Source organism: Chondromyces crocatus (assembly GCF_001189295.1).
Taxonomy (GTDB): Bacteria; Myxococcota_A; Polyangia; order Polyangiales; family Polyangiaceae; genus Chondromyces; species Chondromyces crocatus.
Window position 1 is genome coordinate 2,585,888 of record NZ_CP012159.1, and the last position, 17,453, is coordinate 2,603,340.

A 17,453-nucleotide genomic window follows, 5' to 3' on the forward strand; every position below is an offset into this window, starting at 1 on the left:
ATGGAAGCCGAAGACATCGAAGGCAGCGCGAAGCTGATCGAGACCATCCAGGCCGGTGGCGTGATCACCGGGCTCGTGATCCTGCTCATCACCTGGTTCCTCGTCCGGGTGGCCACCTCCGCGCTGGAGCGCACCGGCAGCCGGTTCGTGCACCGGCGCCTCCTGCTCCACCAGATCGCGACCCTGCTCCGGTTCGGGATGTACATCGGCGGCATCGTCGCCGCGATCGGCACCTCGCTGAACCTCTCCAAGGAGGTGGTCCTCGCCCTGACCGGCACCATCGCCGTCACCATCGGCTTCGCGCTGAAGGACCTGGCGTCGTCGATCCTCGCCGGCCTGACGTTGATCATCGACCGGCCGTTCCAGGTGGGCGACCGGGTGCAGTTCGAGGATCACTTCGGTGAGATCAAGGCGATCGGCCTGCGCTCGGTGCGTCTGCTGACCGAGGACGATCTGCTGGTGACGATCCCGAACAACAAGTTCCTCACCGAGGTGGTGGCGTCCGCGAACCAGGGGCGCCTCGACATGGTGGTGAAGCGCGAGTTCTGGGTCTCGCCCGAGCAAGACCTGGATCTCGTCAAGCGCGTGGTGGAGGAGTGCATCACCAGCAACCGCTACGTGTTCCTCGGGCAGCAGTGGAGCGTGCGGATGGAGCAGGTGATGTTCCCGTTCGGCGCTGCGGTGCGCCTGGAGGCCGAGGCGAGCATCCTCGACATGAAGTACAAGCAGGAATACGAGGGCGCGCTGACCGAGCGCGTGCTCGCCGCCTTCCGCGAGCGGAAGATCATGCTCGCCGGCCCCGCGTGGCCCGCGAAGGCGCCGGATTCGGTGCTGTCGCCGAGCTGAAGTCCCTGTCGTCTCCGAGCCGTCCGGGGGGGCGGCCTGGCGCTATCGCCAGCGCAGTCTGGGAATCGTGTGTTCTGCGTACGATTGCCCCTTCGGCACGTTCTCGGTGTCGGCCCTGAAGTCTCGGTTCTTGTCGGAGAAGCGGCGGGGGTAGATCCGTGCCCGGAGAAAGCCGTCCGCGCCATCGACGAGGGCGCCGAACGAGTACCCGTGCTCGGCATTCGCGTCGCCTCGTGCGGGATCGCCGTGCGTGGCGCCGGCAACGACGCGCACGATGCCGTTGCCGCCTCCTGCCCAGAGCCCCTCGCTGTCGTGTTCGTGAACATGCCCGGCGAGGTGGAGGTGGGCGACGCTCCGCAGCTCGCGGTCGACATCCCGCTGGTCCGCGAGCCATCCGGCGGTTGCAGGGTGATGAGAGAGCACGACGAGGAGTTCGTCGGCCTCTGACGGTGGCTCCGCCAGGGTCTCCGCGAGCTGTCGCCTGCCCATGCGGAGCTTGCCCTGATCCTGATTGTCGGCAGCGAGCAGGGCGGAGTTCAGGCCGATCAGGCGCACCCTCAGGCCGTCCCGCCCTTCCAGCGGCGTGTGCCACCAGAGGCGGGAGGACGCCGGGGTCGGAGCGCCCAGGCAAGCCGGCGAAAGGTCGCGGGCGAACGCGAAGTAGGCGCTCTGGCGCTGCGTGAGCTGTTCACGCTCCTGGGCCTCGTCGAGCGCCTCGTCGAGAGATTCCGAGCCCTCACGAAGGCTCGTGAGAAGCCGCCGGGTTGCGCGGTCCCGGTCGACCTGGCGATCGACATCGTGGTTTCCAGGCACCGCGAAGACGTGGCGGAGGTCCAGCCGGACGGCTCCTGCCAGGTCCTGCAGCCAGTCCTTGGCGCGTGCGTACTGCTCGGGCTGCGCGCTCCAGGCGATGTCGCCGGTCACGAAGATGGCGTCGATGCGCGGCAGCCCCAGCTCCCGGAAGGTTGCGGCATCTGCCTTCAGCTTGGCCAGAACCAGCTTCTGATCTGCGCGATGCGCGGCCGTGGGGTGTCCGAAGTGCACATCGGAGACGTGCAGCCAGGTGAGCAGCGGCTCTCTTTCGGTTCTCAAGGTGGGGGGGCTCGGAAGAGGCTCCGGCGCAGGGTGTGACGTCGGGGTGGTCGTGCGGGTGGAGACAGTTGCGCTGCTGGAGGCAGTTGCGCTGCTGGAGGGGGAGGCTTCGGAGGGCACGCGTTCGTGGCGCCGCAGGTCCAGGAGGTCTTCGAGGCCAGGTTCTCGGCCGTCGAGGAGCCGTCGCCAGGGGGAGCCTTCACCGTCCAGCCTGAGGCCCGTCATGAGGTGCGCGTACTGCGCATGGGCGAGGGCCAGGGCACCTTCGAGGCCGCGGAGGCTCCCTCGATGGCGCTGGAGATCCTCCGCGTGCTGCTGCCAGGACCAGGCGACGAGCTGCGCGTCGAGGGGATGGTGGCGCAACCAGGAGTCGGTCGTCTCATCGACGCTGAGCGCGTCGGATCGGCGAGCGGCCTGGTAGCGGACGAAGCAGACCAGGTGCTGACAGGCAGCGAGCTGCCCGAGAGAAGAGAAGAGCAGCGGAAGGGAGGACTGGCTTTCGAGGTGTGCGTGGAGAACGCCGTCACCCATGTCCGGAAGGAGCCAGATCCTGGGCAAGGAGAACGGGCGGAAGGGGGCCGGCGCTGCTGGGGAGACGTCGAGTTCGTCGCTCCAGGCAGGGCCGACGTGACGACCGACATGGCGCCCGAACTCCGCAAGGAGTTGAGTGCCGAAAGAATCGACGGTTGCCTGGTTTTCGTAGAGCTGGCAGAGCTTGCCGATCGATCCGCTGAACTCGTGGGTGAAGTGGCGGACGAAGCGGTGGGCGAGGTCGTGGGTCGCCGAGGTCGGCGGGGAGTTCTCGGCAGGCGCGTGGAGAACACGGGTCACACCCCAGCCTGCGAGAAAGCGCGCAGCCGCCTGTTCGACGGTGTCGGTGTTCTGAAGGCGCGTCACGAGACGCGCGGCGCCGAGAAGGGCGCAGTGGACCGTCGTGTCGAGCGGTCGGCGTGGGGTCCAGCCAGGTGGGGGTTCCATCGAGACGCCTCCGGCGAGAGGTACCGTCACCTTGCAGAGGCGGTGGAGCGTGTGCAGGCCGGTTGCCTGAGAGAAGTACTGGAGCAGCCCGCTGTCGGGATGCGTCGCAGCGAAGTTCAGCCGCGACGCCGCTTCGTCCCCCACCTTGCTCAGCATCCAGACGATGGCCGCCCGTACGGCCGCTGGGGCCGGGGACGGCCTCGCGCCAGTCGCCCAGGCGAGCGTCAGACGGTACAGGGCGGGGCCGTTCAGCGCGGCGAAGACGGCCGCCCAGACGTCGTCCGTCACCCCTTCGGAGAGGAGAGGCGCAAGCTCCGGCTCGTCGAGCAGCACCGCGAGGTGGGGCAGCAGCTCGGGAAGGTGGCGGTTCGCTCGGATGCGGTCCACGGCCTGCGTCGTGAGGCCCCAGAGCTTCATCTCCAGGTGGAGGCAAGCCACCGCGTCGGTGGCCGGGGCCTCTCGTTGCTTGTCGGCCAGCACCTCGGCGAGGGTCTTCGCGCCGACGTCGGAGAAGAGCTTCACCTCCTCCAGGGCGGTGAACCAGGCGCCGAAGAAGGCGGGATTCGCGGTCCAGAAGGTGACGGCGCGGTCGAGGATCTGGCGGCAGTCCCTCGCCGTGAACTCGAGGTCGTCGCGCAGCGCGCGGGTGAGCGTCAGCCAGCCTTCGGCGGCGTCTGTTTTCTCCAGCGACCGGAAGAGGGCAGAGACGATGGTGTCGAAGGCGGTGTCCCCTCCGCCGCCAGGTCGTCGTTGCACCACGTACAGCCGGAGGAGCAGCACCTCCTCCCAGGCCGGGTCGCCGAGGTGCTTCACGAAGAAGGCGGGGTTGTCGTGCTCCAGAGGAGCGCAGGTGAAGGCCCAGGCGGCGAGGTACTCCTGAAAGGAGAGGTGGAGGAACGAGAGCTTGCCGCCCCCACGTTCGAGCAGCAGCCCGGCGCGGTCGCCGATGAAGTCGAGGAACTGCCTCATCTCGTCGCGTGCGTCCGCGAGATCGAGGTGGGGTCGAGCGCGCTGGCTGCTCGCGAGGTGGCGCTGGGCGAGGCACTCCAGCGCCTCGTCGCGGTCGATGAGTCCCCGAGACGCGTCGTCGCGCAGCCTGGTGCGGGCCTTCCAGGGGTGGCTCTGGATGTGGAGGGCCAGGTGGGCCAGGTAGTCCTTCTGCCGATCCTGGTGCAGGCGCAGGTGCTCGAAGGGGTGTCGCTCGGCGTGGTCGGCGGGGCCGCGCTTGGCGTCGAGCCAGCTCCGGAGCAGCATCTCGATGCACTGCTCGTAAAGCCGGCCGCGATCCTGCGGGAGGTCGCCGACCACCTGGTGGATGAAGGCGATCACCGTGAGCAAGAGCGGGTTGCCCGCGAGGCGGCGCACGCCGGGCGTACGAAAGATGGCGCGGCGCAGTGACTCTCGTTGCTCGGTGCGCTGGCCGGGGGAGTCGGGGATCTGGATGCCGTACCAGCGCGCGAGGAAGTCCTCGATCTGGTCGTCCTGGAGCGAGGCGATGCGTACGTGCTCGAAGCGGTTCGAAGGGAGCGCGATGTCGGGCGTGTAGCCGTGGATGCGCGAGGTCACCCAGATGGGGGCGCGGGGATACTCGGTCTGGAAAGCGCGGATGTCCTGCGCGAGGCGGTCGCGGGCGGCGGTGCTGCCCACCTCGTCGAGCCCGTCGAGCAGCACGATGGCCTGCCCGAGCCGGAGCATGGCGTCGAAGTGCATGTCGTGTGCACCCGGGAGCGACAGGTCCGCCCTGGCGCTCCGGGCGAGATGGTCGATGAAGCGCAGGTCGGGGGTGTCGGTGCGGGCCATCGTGAGTTCGCGGAGCGAGATGAAGAGCGGAACCCGCGGCTCCAGCGCTGGCCGGGTCAGCGGGATGAGGCCTGCGCAGACCAGGCTCAGGTAAAGAAGCAGGGTGGTCTTGCCCATGCCTGGATCGCCGAGCACGACGACGCTGCGGTGCGTGCTGAGCAGCTCGTCGAGGCTCCGGTGACCGAGATGTCCGCTCTCGTGGACGAAGCGCAAGGGGACGAAGAGGTGATCGAGCTGGATGCCTCGAAGGTCCCGCTCGTGCAGGAGTTCGGGGGGGAGGCCCAGCAGCCGCACGTGCGCATGGCGGTCCGTCACGCGTTCGCGGTAGTCGGTGGTGAAGGTCCGCAGAGCGTCAGGAGGGACCTCGGGCGACCGCATGGGCGCCTGGCGCGCTGTCAGGAGGTCGGGAACCACCGAGGGGACATCGATGGCAGACGATGGTTCCGCGGAGGGTTCTCCTGCGACGGCCGTCTCCCCAGACTTCGTCGGCTTCTCCTCGTGCATGCAGACCAACCCCCGGTGATTCTCCACATTGCATGGCCTGCCCGATGAGCGTCAACGGCCGGGAGGCCCGGGCTCATCGCGTCGGGAACCTGTCGCTTGACAGGCGAAGGCTCCTGAGGGTACGGGATCGACGTGCTGGTGCCTGCGCCCGTGCGCAGGCTTAATAGGGAACCCGGTGTGAATCCGGGGCTGCCCGGCAGCGGTGAGTGAGAACGAAACCCGTCTGGTGCACTGGCTCCCCGAGGGAGCTGGGAAGCGGCGGGAAGTAGGAATCCGGCGTCATGCCGGAAGGCTCGCGAGTCCGAAGACCTGCCAGCATCCGTGCGCGAGAGACATTCGCGGGCGGTCCGGCCTGGAGCCTCTAGGGAAGGCGGCAAGGTTGAATGTCGAGGTCGATGCGGATTCGCGTGACCCCGGATTTCGAGCCTCCTCCTTGGTGATTCCAGGTCGTCCTCTTGGGCGATGAAGGATTCGGAGGTCGTTGGTTCCGGATGCCGTGATGCATCGATAGACGGTCGTCTTTCAGGGGTTCGAGCCCTGAAGGCGTGATGGGCATGGCCTGCGCGGGCTTGCGGGCGCTGCATTGCAGTGCTCCGTGGGGTCATTGCGTGGGACGCGATGGCCTTGGAATGGTCGTCGTGAATGCGCGGAGAATCGGCGGCATGGTCGCTCGGTGAGAGCGGGCGTGTGTCTCGGCAGGGCTGGCGCGCGCTCGCTCCAGAAGGGCGGACGTGTGCTTCGACGAGGCGGGTGCGTGTTCGCTCCGAGAGGGCGGACGTGTGCCCTGAGGTTGCGAGGTGATTGGCCGTGGAATCGGTTCGTTATCCGGAGGGGCATGTCCTCCTGCGCAATCTGGGCCGCACCTATCCGGTCGTCTCGCACGGGCAGGGGGTGTACCTGTTCGACCGGCAGGGGAAGCGTTACCTCGACGGGTCGGCGGGCGCGCTCGTCGCGAGCGTGGGGCACGGCAACCGGGAGGTGGCGGCGCGGGTGCACGAGCAGCTCGTGCAGGTGGCGTACGTCAACGGGACGCACTTCACCTCCGAGGTGACGGAGCAGCTCGCGGCGCGGCTGTGCGCGATGGCGCCGGCGGGGCTCGATCGGGCGGCGTTCCTCGGGTCGGGGTCGGAGGTGATCGAGGCGGCGATCAAGTTTGCGCGGCAGCTCTGGGTCGAGCGGGGGGAGCCGCAGCGGGCGAAGGTGATCGCGCGGATGCCGAGCTACCACGGCAACACGCTCTACGCGCTGTCGATGTCGGGGCGGCCGCACTACAAGCGGTTCTTCGGGCCGCTCCTGTCGGAGGTGGTGACGACGGCGGCGCCCTATCCGTATCGGTCGGGGCTCGACGACTACGAGCGCGAGGGGGCGGCGCACTATGCGCGGCTGCTGGAGGAGACGATCGTGCGCGAGGGGGCGGAGACGATCGCGGCGTTCATCGCGGAGCCGGTGATCGGGTCGTCGGCAGGGGCGGCGGTGCCTCCGCCCGGGTACTTCGAGCGGGTCGGGGAGATCTGTCGGCGGCACGGGATCTTGATGATCGCCGACGAGGTGATGTGCGGCTGCGGGCGCACGGGGCGGTTCTTCGCGAGTGAGCTTTTGGGGTTCTCGCCGGACCTTCTGGTGCTGGGGAAGGGGCTGAGCGGGGGGTACGTGCCGCTGAGCGCGCTGCTGGTGAAGCAAGCGCACCTGGAGGAGATGCGGCTGGGCTCCGGGGGGTTCATGCACGCGCAGACGTACCTGCAAGCGCCGGCGATGACGGCAGCGGGGGTGGCGGTGCTGGACTACTTCGAGCGGCACGACGTGGTGAACCACGCGGCGCGGATGGGGGAGCGGCTCCACCGGCGGCTGCGGGAGGTGGTGCTGCCCCTGCCGCACGTGGGCTCGGTGCAGGGGGTGGGGCTCATCGCGGGGGTGGAGCTGGTGGAGGACGAGGCGACGCGGAGGCCGTTCCCGCGGGCGCGGAAGGTGGTGGAGGGGCTCCTGGATCGGCTCTTCGAGGAGGGACTCATCCTGTGGCCGAACACGGGGCACGCGGATGGGACCGACGGAGACCTGGTGATGATCGGCCCGCCGCTGACCATCACCGAGGGCGAGGTGGACGAGCTGGTGGAGAAGCTCGCCCAGGGGATCACGCACTGCTTGGAGAGGCCATGACGGTGTGCATCACGGTTTCGGTTCGCGACGCTGGCAGGACGGCGCCGCGTACGGAGGGGTCATGACGTTTCGCATCACGTATTCGGTTCTCGACGCCGACATGACGGCGCTGCACGCGCAGTTCGACGAGGCGCTGGCAGCGGTGCGCCGTGGGCTTGGTGGGGTGTTCCCGTCGTGGATCGGGGGCAAGGCGTTCGAGAGCGGGGATCTGCTGGAGAGCCGCAATCCGGCGCGGCCCGGGGAGCTGCTCGCGCGCTTCCACCGCACGCCCGTGGGCGAGGTGGATCGGGTGATGCGGGTGGCGCGGGAGGCGCAGCGGGGCTGGGGCGCGACGCCCTGGCAGGAGCGGGCGCGGATCCTGCGGAAGGCGGCGGACCTGATCTCGGAGCGGCGGCTCTCGCTGTCGGCGATCATGGCGCTGGAGGTCGGGAAGAACCGGCTGGAGTCGCTGGGGGACGTGGAGGAGTCGGCGGACCTCTTGCGCTACTACGCGGGGCAGCTCGAAGAGGCGCAGGGGTTCGTGAAGCCGCTGGCGCGGCTGTCGCCGAACGAGGACACGCGGAGCGTGTTGCGGCCGTACGGGGTGTTCGTGGTGATCGCGCCGTTCAACTTCCCGCTGGCGCTGGCGGCGGGGATGAGCGCGGGGGCGCTCCTCGGCGGGAACGCGGTGGTGCTGAAGCCGAGCGAGGAGGCGCCGTGGTGCGCGGAGGGGCTGTTCCACGCGCTGAGGGACGCCGGGCTCCCCGACGGGGTGTTCCAGGTGGTGCACGGGGAAGGGGAGACGCTGGGGGCGGCGCTGGTGGCGCATCCCGGCGTGGACGGGGTGGCGTTCACGGGGAGCAAGAGCGTGGGGTACGCGATCCACGGGCAGCTCAACGCGACGCGCATCCGGCCGTGTTTCCTGGAGCTGGGCGGGAAGAACCCGGCGATCGTGTGCAAGGACGCGGACCTGGAGGCGGCGATCGAGGGGTGTTTCCGGTCGGCGTTCGGGCTCTCGGGGCAGAAGTGCAGCGCGCTGTCGCGGGTGTACGTGCACGAGTCGCTGAAGCAGGCGTTCCTCGCGGGGCTGTCGGAGAAGGCGCGGAGCGCGCGGGTGGGGGACCCGACGGAGGTGCCGACGTTCGTGGGGCCGGTGATCCAGCCGGCGTCCGTGGCGCGGTTCGAGCACGCGGCGGCGGAGGCGCGGCGGGATGGTGTGGTGCACGCGGGCGGGGAGCGGCTGCGGCTCGCGGGGGCGCTTTCGGACGGGTACTTCGTGGCGCCGACGGTGGTGGAGATCGCGCACGGGCACCGGCTGATGCGCGAGGAGCTGTTCCTGCCGTTCGTGGGGGTGACGGGGTTCGGCGCGCTGGAGGAGGCGCTGACCTTGGCGAACGACTGCGCGTACGGGCTGACGGCGGGGATCTTCAGCCGCAAGGACGCCGACGTGGCGTTCTTCCTGGAGCACGCGGAGGCGGGGGTGCTCTACGCGAACCGGCGCACGGGGGCGACGACGGGGGCGTGGCCCGGGGTGCAGGCGTTCTCTGGCTGGAAGGGGAGCGGTTCGACCGGCAAGGGGGGCTGCGGTCCCTACTACGTCGCCCAGTTCATGCGTGAGCAGTCCCAGACCCGGATGGGTTGATTCGAGGTTCCAATGAGCATGCTGTTTCCCGAAGTGCAGGTCGCGCCCCCTGGTCCCCGAGCGCGGGAGATCATCGCGCTGGACAGGCAGTACGCGTCACCGTCGTACATCAAGGAGTACCCGCTGGTGGTGGACCGGGGGGAAGGGCCCTGGGTGTACGACGTCGATGGCAACCGGTTCCTCGACTTCATGGCGGGCATCGCGGTGGCGTCGACGGGGCACGCGCATCCGCACGTGGTGAGCGCGATCAAGAGCGCGGCGGAGCGGTTCCTGCACATCTGCGGGACGGACTTCTATTACGACTCGTTCGCGCAGATCTGCGCGCGGCTGGCGAGCTACCTGCCGGCGATGGGGCCGAAGAAGGTGTTCCTGACCAACTCGGGGACCGAGGCGGTGGAGGGGGCGCTGAAGCTGGCGCGGCACCACACGCGGCGGCAGTACGTGGTGGCGTTCAAGGGCGGGTTCCACGGGCGCACGTACGGCGCGATCTCGCTGAACTCGTCGAAGGTGGCGCAGCGGGCGTTCTTCGGGCCGCTGTTGCCAGGGATCCTCCACATCCCGTACGCGAACCCGTACCGGAGCGAGGGGGGCGGGGACGAGGCGAGCCATCCGGCGCGGCTCCTCGAGAAGGAGTACTTCGTCAACCACGTGGACCCGCGGGAGGTGGCGGCGATCTTCGTGGAGCCGATCCTGGGCGAGGGGGGCTACGTGGTGCCGCCGGTCGGGTTCCTGGAGGAGCTGCGGCGGATCTGCGACGAGCACGGGATCCTGCTGGTGTTCGACGAGGTGCAGTCGGGCATCGGGCGGACGGGGAAGATGTTCGCGGCGGAGCACTTCGGGGTGATGCCGGACATCCTGCTGTCGGCGAAGGGGATCGCGTCCGGGATGCCGCTCGGGGCCATCGTGGCGAAGGAGAGCGTGATGAGCTGGCCGCGGGGGTCGCACGGGAGCACGTACGGGGGGAACCCGGTGTGCTGCGCGGCGGCGCTGGCGACGCTGGATGTGGTGGAGGGGCTGCTCGATCAGGTGCGGGAGACGGGGGACTATCTGCAAGCTGGGCTCAGGGCGCTGAAGGCGCGGCACCCGGTGATCGGGGACGTGCGCGGCGTGGGGTTGATGGTGGGGGCCGAGTTCGTCAAGCCAGGGACGCTGGAGCCGGCGAGCGCGTACGTGGGGGAGCTGGAGCAGCTCGCGTTCCAGAAGGGGGTGCTGCTGCTGTCGTGCGGGAAGTCGACGATCCGCTTCGCGCCGCCGCTGGTGGTGGGGAAGCACGAGGTGGATGTGCTGCTGGGGGTGCTGGAGGCGTGCCTGGTCGAGCTGGACGCGCGGCACTGGGCGGCGGGGAAAGTCTGAGGGCGCGATGGACAAGCTGTGCTCGATGCGGGAGGCGATCGCCTCGTCGGTCACGTCGGGGAGCTCGCTGGTCATCGATGGGTTCACCCACCTGATCTGCTTCGCGGCGGGGCACGAGATCATCCGGCAAGGGATCCGGGATCTCACGGCCATCCGGCTGACGCCGGACCTCGTGTACGACCAGCTCATCGAGGCGGGCTGCGTGAAGCGGCTGGTCTTCAGCTGGGCAGGGAATCCAGGGGTGGGGAGCTTGCACGCGCTGCGGCGGCGGAGCGAGGCGAGCTCGGCGCAGCGGCTGGAGCTGGAGGAGTACTCGCATTTCGGGCTCCTCTCGCGGTTCCTGGCGGCGAGCGCGGGGTTGCCGTTCTGGCCGCTCAACAACTACTTCGGGGGCGACATCGCGCAGGCGAATCCATCGATCCGGACGGTGGCGTGCCCGTACACGGGGAAGGTGCTGGCGACGGTGCCGGCGCTGCACCCGGACGTGGCGATCGTGCATTGCCAGCGCGCGGACCGGGAGGGGAACGCGCAGGTGTGGGGGCTGCTCGGGTCGCAGAAGGAGGTGGCCTTCGCGGCGCGGAAGGTGATCGTGGTGGCGGAGGAGATCGTGTCCACGGAGGCGATCCGGCGGGACCCGAACCGGACGCTTGTGCCAGGGATCATCGTGTCGCACGTCGTGCACGAGCCGTGGGGCTGTCACCCGAGCTTCGTGCAGGGGTTCCACGATCGGGACAACGATTTCTACGTGCAATGGGAAGAGATCTCCCGGAAGCCGGAGAGCTATCAGGCCTACCTGGACGAGTTCGTGTTCGGGGTCGAGGACCGGAAGGGCTACCTGAAGAAGCTCGGGTCGGGGGTGCTCGACAAGCTGCGGGCGAAGCCGCGTCCGTGTGAAGGGGTGGACTATGGCTACTGAAGCCGTCACGGCGCCGAGTGCGTCGGAGCGCATGGCCTTCCGCGCGGCGCAGGAGCTGCGGGACGGGGACGTGGTCTTCGTGGGGATCGGGCTGCCGAACCTGGCCTGCAACCTGGCCCGGGCGACGCACGCGCCTGGGCTGTTCATGATCTACGAGTCGGGTGCGGTGGGGGCGGTGCCGGAGCGGCTGCCGGTGTCGATCGGGGATCCGTCGCTGGTGACGGACTCGCTCGCGGTGGTGGGGCAGGCGGACGTGTTCCAGTGCTTGCTGCAAGGCGGGCGCATCGAAGTGGGGTTTCTGGGGGGCGCGCAGATCGATCGCTTCGGGAACATCAACACCACGGTGATCGGCGACTACGCGAACCCGAAGGTGCGGCTGCCAGGAAGCGGTGGGGCTTGCGAGATCGCGGTGCACGCGCGGCGGCTGCTGATCACGATGCGGATGAGCAAGCGGACGTTCGTGGAGCGGTGCGATTTCATCACCAGCCCTGGGCACCGGATGCACGGGAAGAGCCGGGCAGAGCTGGGCATGCCGGGCGGGGGGCCGACGTGCGTGATCACGGACCTCGGGGTGCTGACGTTCGACGAGACGGGCGAGGCGGTGCTGACCGAGATGTACCCGGGGGTGACGGCGGAACAGGTGCAGGCGGCGTGCGGGTGGCCGCTCCGAGTGGCGAGCGCGCTGAAGTCGTCGCCGTCGCCGGATCTGGCGACGCTGCGGTTGCTGCGGGAGCGGCTCGATCCGCAAGGGCTCTACCTGTAGGGCGGGTGATGGAGAGGGTGGCGGCCGGCCTGTGGGGCGTGGGTCGACCTGCCTGAGGAGAGTCTCTTGGCTGCGACGCTGCGTATCTACTTCGAGCAGGAGCTTCGAGGGCGTGGGTGGGTGTACCGGGTCGAGCACGCGGACGGGCGTGACGAGTCGGGGCCGCTGACGTCGCTGGAGGTGCGGGAAAGCGTGCTGAAGCGGTGGGGGGAGCACCTGCTGGGGCTGCCCTGGGTGGAGCTGCCGACGTTCGGGGGCGTGCGGCCACGCGCCACGCAGCGGGTGTGGAGCTGGGACGAGGCGCGGCTCCTGGTCGGGGAGAGCGCGTGCGAGGTGGCGCTGGTGCGGCGAGAGGACGTGACGGACGCGCGCGGTCGGTAGCCGGCAAGGTCGCGAGGAAGCTCAGAGCCAGGGGGAGCGCGAGGGCCGCGGGCAGCGTAAGGCCGCGAGGGTTGACACCAGGGCGACGGCCGGCCGACCTTCGTCGGATGTCGGGTCGTGCTCCGCGTCTGCTCTCCGCCCTGCGGCGCCTGGATTCGGGGTGGCTGGTGGCGAGCTTGCTCGCGGTCGCAGGCTGCGCAGGGGCACTCAGCGGTGTGGCGCCGGAGAAGGGGAGGGCTTCCGGGGCGCAGGCCGGGGGTGGGCAGGAGCGGACGGCTGCGAGCAACGTGTTGCGCCAGGATTACGCGGGGTCAGCGGCATGCGTGGACTGCCACGGGGACGTGGCGAAGGCGTGGCGTGACTCGCCGATGCACCGGATGACGCGGCTGGCGGAGCCGGGGGCGATCCGGGCGCCGTTCGACGGGAGGAAGTTCCACTTCAAGTCGGACGTGGCGTCGATGGAGACGCACGAGGATCGCCGGTACATGCGCATCGCGCGGGCGGGTCGGCCGGAGAAGCTGTTCAAGATCACGAAGGTGATCGGGGGGCGGTTCCGAGAGGATTACGTGGGGGTGGAGGTGACGGGGACCGGGGCGCAGGACCGGACGGTGTCCGATCCGCGGGCGGAGCCGGTGATGCCGGTGTCGTGGCTGCTGTTCTCGAACCAGTGGCGGTACAAGGGGTACTCGGTGATGGTGCCGGAGCGGGAGGGGCTCCGGCCTGGGATGTCGTGGCGGCAGACGTGCATCTATTGCCACAACACGGCGCCGTATTTCGCGAGCCTCTACGATGATCTGCTGGACGGGCGGAAGCCGTACCAGGGGTCGGTGACGGACCGGCTGCTGCCGCTGTCGCGGCAGTGGAAGCTGGAGGTGACCGACGAGGCAGGGCTACGGCGGGCGCTGGAGGAGGAGATCGGGCACGTGTCGGACCGGTCGCCGCGCACGGCGGAGGGGTCGCTGGGCGAGGTGATCGAGCAGGCGATCAAGGCGTCGCTGAAGCACGTGGATCAGCGGGATCTGGTGGAGGTGGGGATCGGGTGCGAGTCGTGCCACAACGGGAGCAAGGAGCACGCGGCGTCGCAGGCGACGCTGCCGACGTTCGAGGTGAAGAGCACGCTATTCGAGGTGAAGCTGCCCGCGAAGGAGGTGCCGAGCCGGGCCTCGGCCATCAACCGGGTCTGCTCGCGCTGCCATAGTGTGTTGCTATCGGCATACGAGCCCACGTGGGAGGGGGGAAGCCGCAATGGGAATGCGGGCGGGAGCTCGATCAACTCGGGAGAAGGGCGCGATTTTCTGCTGGGCGGATGCGCGAATGCGATGAGCTGCGTGGATTGCCACGATCCGCACGCGGCCGACGAGAAGAGCAAGATGGAGCGGCTGGGGACGGTGGCGGGGAACGGGACGTGCGTGCGGTGCCACGGGGAGATCGGGAAGGACGCGGCCTCGGTGCAGGCACACACGCACCACGCGGCGGAGGGGGCCGGGAGCGCGTGCGTGGCGTGCCACATGCCGCGGAAGAACATGGCGCTCGACTACAGCCTGACGCGCTACCACCGGATCGGGTCGCCGACGGACGAGGAGCGGGTGGAGCGAGACCGGCCGCTGGAATGCGCGCTCTGCCACGTGGACAAGTCGGTGGCGGAGCTGTCGGGGACGATGGAGGGGTGGTGGGGGAAGAAGTACGACCGGAAGGCGCTGGAGAAGCTCTACGGGAAGGACCTGGGGGTGAAGGCGATGGAGGCGACGCTGGCGTGGGGGCTGCCGCACGAGCAGGTGGTGGCCGCGGCGGCGATGCTGGAGGCGTCCGGGAAGGCAGCGCTGCCGCGGATGGTGCCGATGCTGGCGCATCCGTACCCGCTGGCGCGGTACTTCGTGGGGCACGCGATGGAGAAGGTGGCGGGGGTGCCGCTGGGGATCGATCTGGACGGGGAGATGGGGACGATCGCGGCGGAGGCGAGGCGCTGGGTGAACGCGCAGGGGGCCGGCGGGAGCGGCGGGCGGAAGGCGCCGGCTCAGCCCTGAACGGTCGCGGGCTCGGGGGTGGAGCGGGCGCGGGCTCGGCATCGAGAGCGCGGGGGTGGTGGCTGGTCGCGCTGGTGGGGCTGCGTGTACCTTGTCGGGGATGGAACGAATCACCGTCGAGCGACAGGGGCACGTGATCCGCATCGGCCTGAACCGGCCGGAGAAGCGCAATGCGTTCGATCTGACGATGCTCGACGAGCTGTCTGCGGCCTACACGGAGTACGAGGACGACGCCGACCTGCGCTGCGGGGTGCTGTTCGCGAGCGGGGATCACTTCACGGCAGGGCTGGACCTGGCCGAGGTGGGGCCGGCGGTGGCATCGGGCAGGACGCTGTTTCCGGTGGACCGGGTGGATCCGCTGGGGCTGGGGCCGCGGCGGCTGACGAAGCCGATGGTGGTCGCAGTGCAGGGCTGGTGTCTGACGATCGGGGTGGAGCTGATGCTGGCCGCCGACATCCGGGTGGCTGCGGAGGACACGAGGCTGTCTCAGCTCGAGGTGAAGCGGGGAATCTTCCCGTTCGGTGGGGCGACGCTGCGGTTCCCGGCGCTGTCGGGCTGGGGGAACGCGATGCGGTGGATGCTGACGGGTGACGCGCTGGACGCGGCGGAGGCGTACCGGATCGGGCTGGTGCAAGAGGTGGCGCCGGTGGGCGAGGTGCTCGCGCGGGCGACGGCGCTGGCGCAGCGGGTGGCACTGCAGGCGCCGCTGGCGGTGCAGGTGACGATGGCGTCGGCGCGGGCGGCGCTGACCGAGGGGGTGGAGGCGGAGTCGCTGCGGCTGACGGAGCGGGCGCGAGGGCTGATGGCCACGGAGGACGCAGCCGAGGGGATGCGGTCGTTCGTGGAGCGGAGGAACGGGGACTTCAAGGGGCGCTGAGCTGGCGGGGAGGGGGCTGCGCGTGGCGTGCGGAGTGGCTGAGCGCCGCGTGTCGGCGTGGTCGGCCAGGCGCCGTGCGTCCTCGTGTCTCGCCTGGTCGAGCGTTCTGCATGGCGTGTCCGGTGGGCTCGGCGCTGCGTGTCCTGCGCTGCGAGTCCGGCGTTTCTGGACTACGTGATCACCGCTGCGTGTCTGGCGCCGCGTGTCCGGCGCTGCGAGTCCGGCGGTCCGGCGGTGCGTGTCCGGGGCGGCGTTTCTCGTTGGGGTCGTTTTCGACGGGTCCGAGACCTCTCGTCCATGTCCGCGTCGTCCGGATGTGTCGTCGCTGGGGAAACAGCGAAAAGACGACGTGAGCCGGGGCAGGGGCATCGATCCCATGCAGCAGGCCGGCGCATGGAGGAGGGGATCATGCCCAGGATCAAGTTCGTCATGTCGAGTGGGGCGGAGCACGAGGTCGAGGCGCAGGAGGGCACGTCGGTCATGCAGGCGGCGATGGACCACTTGGTGCCAGGGATGCTGGCTGAGTGCGGTGGTTACACGAACTGCGCGACGTGCCACGCCTACGTGGACGAGGCGTTCGTGGCGAAGATCCCGGAACCCTCGGAGGAGGAGCGGGTCATGCTCGATTGTGCCTTCCACGTGCGGCCGAATAGCCGGCTTGCGTGCCAGGTGCAGGTGACCCCGGCGCTCGAGGGGCTGGTGGTCCATTTGCCCGTCTCGCAGACGGAAGGGTGACGGGCGCCGTCGGAAGACGGGTGTCCGGAGAGTGACGGGCGGCGTCGAGGGACGAGCGTCCGGATTCGGTGTGAGACGACGAGGACAGGGGGAATTTCGACGCCATGAACAATGAGCTGGAGTCAGAGCGGGGCGTTCCGGCCCACGTGCCGGTGGATCTGGTGGTGGATCTCGACGTGTTCCACCCGGCAGGGATGGAAGACGATCTGCACCTCGCGTGGCGAAAGGTGCAGGTGTCGGGGCCGGACATCTTCTGGACGCCGCGCAATGGTGGGCACTGGGTGGCGACCCGCGCCGAGGACATCGTGGTGATCCAGACCGATCATGAGCGGTTCTCGCACAGGGATGTGTCCATCCCGACGGCGCGGCCGAAAGGGGCGCCGACGGCGCTGCCCGTGGAGCTGGATCCGCCGCAGCACGGGGCCTACCGGGGGCTGATCTCGCCGGCGTTCTCGATCCGCGCGGTGGGGGCGATGGAGGCGAAGATCCGCGAGGTGACGGTGGCGCTCGTCGAGGCCATCGCGCCGCGGGGTGAGTGCGAGTTCGTCGGCGATTTCGCGAAGGAGCTCCCGGTGGTGGTGTTCCTCGATCTGGTCGACTTGCCGCGGGCGGACCGGGAGACGCTGCTGCCGTGGGCCGAGGATCTGATCCGGCCGAAGAGCGCCGAGACGGCGGGGCTCGCGTACCAGAACCTGGCGAGGTACGTCGCCGGCTGGGTGGCGCAGCGGACGGAGCGGCCTGGCAACGATCTGATCAGCCACATCGCAGGGTCGCGGGTGCACGGGCGCCCGATCACGCAGGACGAGGCGATCCGCCTGTGCATGCTGGTGCTGGTCGGCGGGCTGGACACGGTGGCGTCGATGCTGGGGTTCGTGGCGCGGTTCATGGCGCAGCACCCGGTGCACCGGCGGCAGCTCGCGGAGGACCCGACACTCCTGCCGCAGGCGGTCGAGGAGCTGATCCGGCGTCACGGGCTGGTGAACACGACGCGCACGATCACCCACGACTTCGTGTTCAAGGGGGTGCAGCTCAAGGAGGGGGAGCGGATCCTCGTGCCGAATCACCTGGCGGGGCTGGACGAGCGCACGGTGGAGGCGCCGCTGACGGTCGATTTCCTGCGGCCGAAGCCGGCGCCCCACGCGGCGTTCGGCAATGGGCCGCACCGCTGTCCCGGGTCGACGCTGGCCAGGACCGAGCTGCGGATCTTCCTGGAGGAGTGGCTGAAGCGGATCCCGGAGTTCGGGATCAAGCCGGGGACGAAGCCGGTGTTCGCTTCGGGTGCAGTGAACACGGTGCACGAGCTGCACCTGGGCTGGACACCTGCCCGGGGCTGAGCACCGCGCAAGCGAGCTTGATGGCGCGCCCAGGGGATCCGCGCGCCGGAACAAACAGGCGCTTGCGGACGACGG

Annotated in this window: 12 protein-coding genes and 1 riboswitch; of the genes, 11 read left to right on the forward strand and 1 reads right to left on the reverse strand. The window is 69.6% G+C overall.

What is annotated here, in order from left to right; all coding sequences use genetic code 11:
* Entirely contained in the window at nt 1-846 is an 846-nt protein-coding gene (locus CMC5_RS09610; RefSeq protein ID WP_050430114.1) for a mechanosensitive ion channel family protein, read from the forward strand.
* 42 nt (nt 847-888) lie between these two features.
* On the opposite strand, the gene CMC5_RS09615 is transcribed toward CMC5_RS09610, so the two are convergent.
* A complete protein-coding gene (locus tag CMC5_RS09615) occupies nt 889-5,094 on the reverse strand; it encodes a metallophosphoesterase (protein ID WP_169796492.1) in 4,206 nt (1,401 codons plus the stop codon).
* Nucleotides 5,095-5,339: 245 nt separating this feature from the next.
* A riboswitch (cobalamin riboswitch) is annotated at nt 5,340-5,551 on the forward strand.
* Between the two features lie 476 nt (nt 5,552-6,027).
* On the opposite strand from CMC5_RS09615, the gene CMC5_RS09620 reads away from it, so the two are divergent.
* From CMC5_RS09620 to CMC5_RS09665, 10 genes are all read left to right on the forward strand, one after another.
* Nucleotides 6,028-7,374 (forward strand): aminotransferase family protein, encoded by a 1,347-nt coding sequence (locus CMC5_RS09620; protein WP_245678381.1) that lies wholly within the window; start codon nt 6,028-6,030, stop codon nt 7,372-7,374.
* 61 nt (nt 7,375-7,435) lie between these two features.
* Nucleotides 7,436-8,995, forward strand: coding sequence for an aldehyde dehydrogenase family protein (locus CMC5_RS09625; protein ID WP_050435819.1), 1,560 nt, complete (start codon nt 7,436-7,438; stop codon nt 8,993-8,995).
* A gap of 12 nt (nt 8,996-9,007) precedes the next feature.
* Nucleotides 9,008-10,348 (forward strand): acetyl ornithine aminotransferase family protein, encoded by a 1,341-nt coding sequence (locus CMC5_RS09630; RefSeq protein WP_050430117.1) that lies wholly within the window; start codon nt 9,008-9,010, stop codon nt 10,346-10,348.
* A gap of 7 nt (nt 10,349-10,355) precedes the next feature.
* Complete coding sequence (locus tag CMC5_RS09635) at nt 10,356-11,264, forward strand: CoA transferase subunit A (RefSeq protein ID WP_050430118.1); 909 nt, start codon at nt 10,356-10,358, stop codon at nt 11,262-11,264.
* Nucleotides 11,254-12,027, forward strand: coding sequence for a CoA-transferase subunit beta (locus CMC5_RS09640; RefSeq protein ID WP_245678382.1), 774 nt, complete (start codon nt 11,254-11,256; stop codon nt 12,025-12,027). Before CMC5_RS09635 ends, CMC5_RS09640 begins: the two co-directional genes overlap by 11 nt.
* A 66-nt stretch (nt 12,028-12,093) precedes the next feature.
* Complete coding sequence (locus CMC5_RS09645; RefSeq protein ID WP_050430120.1) at nt 12,094-12,408, forward strand: hypothetical protein; 315 nt, start codon at nt 12,094-12,096, stop codon at nt 12,406-12,408.
* A gap of 107 nt (nt 12,409-12,515) precedes the next feature.
* On the forward strand, nt 12,516-14,432 hold the full coding sequence (locus CMC5_RS09650) for a cytochrome c3 family protein (RefSeq protein ID WP_050430121.1): 1,917 nt from the start codon (nt 12,516-12,518) through the stop codon (nt 14,430-14,432).
* 100 nt (nt 14,433-14,532) lie between these two features.
* Nucleotides 14,533-15,309, forward strand: a complete 777-nt coding sequence (locus tag CMC5_RS09655; protein ID WP_050430122.1) for a crotonase/enoyl-CoA hydratase family protein — start codon at nt 14,533-14,535, stop codon at nt 15,307-15,309.
* A 408-nt stretch (nt 15,310-15,717) separates the two neighbouring features.
* Complete coding sequence (locus CMC5_RS09660) at nt 15,718-16,044, forward strand: 2Fe-2S iron-sulfur cluster-binding protein (protein WP_050435820.1); 327 nt, start codon at nt 15,718-15,720, stop codon at nt 16,042-16,044.
* Between the two features lie 104 nt (nt 16,045-16,148).
* Complete coding sequence (locus tag CMC5_RS09665) at nt 16,149-17,378, forward strand: cytochrome P450 (RefSeq protein ID WP_050430123.1); 1,230 nt, start codon at nt 16,149-16,151, stop codon at nt 17,376-17,378.
* Nucleotides 17,379-17,453: the final 75 nt, after the last annotated feature.

Coding starts and splice junctions, on each gene's coding strand:
- CMC5_RS09610 (WP_050430114.1), top strand. CDS start 1: ATGGAAGCCGAAGACATCGAAGGCAGCGCGAAGCTGATCGAGACCATC.
- CMC5_RS09615 (WP_169796492.1), bottom strand. CDS start 5,094: ATGCGGTCGCCCGAGGTCCCTCCTGACGCTCTGCGGACCTTCACCACC.
- CMC5_RS09625 (WP_050435819.1), top strand. CDS start 7,436: ATGACGTTTCGCATCACGTATTCGGTTCTCGACGCCGACATGACGGCG.
- CMC5_RS09630 (WP_050430117.1), top strand. CDS start 9,008: ATGAGCATGCTGTTTCCCGAAGTGCAGGTCGCGCCCCCTGGTCCCCGA.
- CMC5_RS09635 (WP_050430118.1), top strand. CDS start 10,356: ATGGACAAGCTGTGCTCGATGCGGGAGGCGATCGCCTCGTCGGTCACG.
- CMC5_RS09640 (WP_245678382.1), top strand. CDS start 11,254: ATGGCTACTGAAGCCGTCACGGCGCCGAGTGCGTCGGAGCGCATGGCC.
- CMC5_RS09650 (WP_050430121.1), top strand. CDS start 12,516: ATGTCGGGTCGTGCTCCGCGTCTGCTCTCCGCCCTGCGGCGCCTGGAT.
- CMC5_RS09655 (WP_050430122.1), top strand. CDS start 14,533: ATGGAACGAATCACCGTCGAGCGACAGGGGCACGTGATCCGCATCGGC.
- CMC5_RS09660 (WP_050435820.1), top strand. CDS start 15,718: ATGCCCAGGATCAAGTTCGTCATGTCGAGTGGGGCGGAGCACGAGGTC.
- CMC5_RS09665 (WP_050430123.1), top strand. CDS start 16,149: ATGAACAATGAGCTGGAGTCAGAGCGGGGCGTTCCGGCCCACGTGCCG.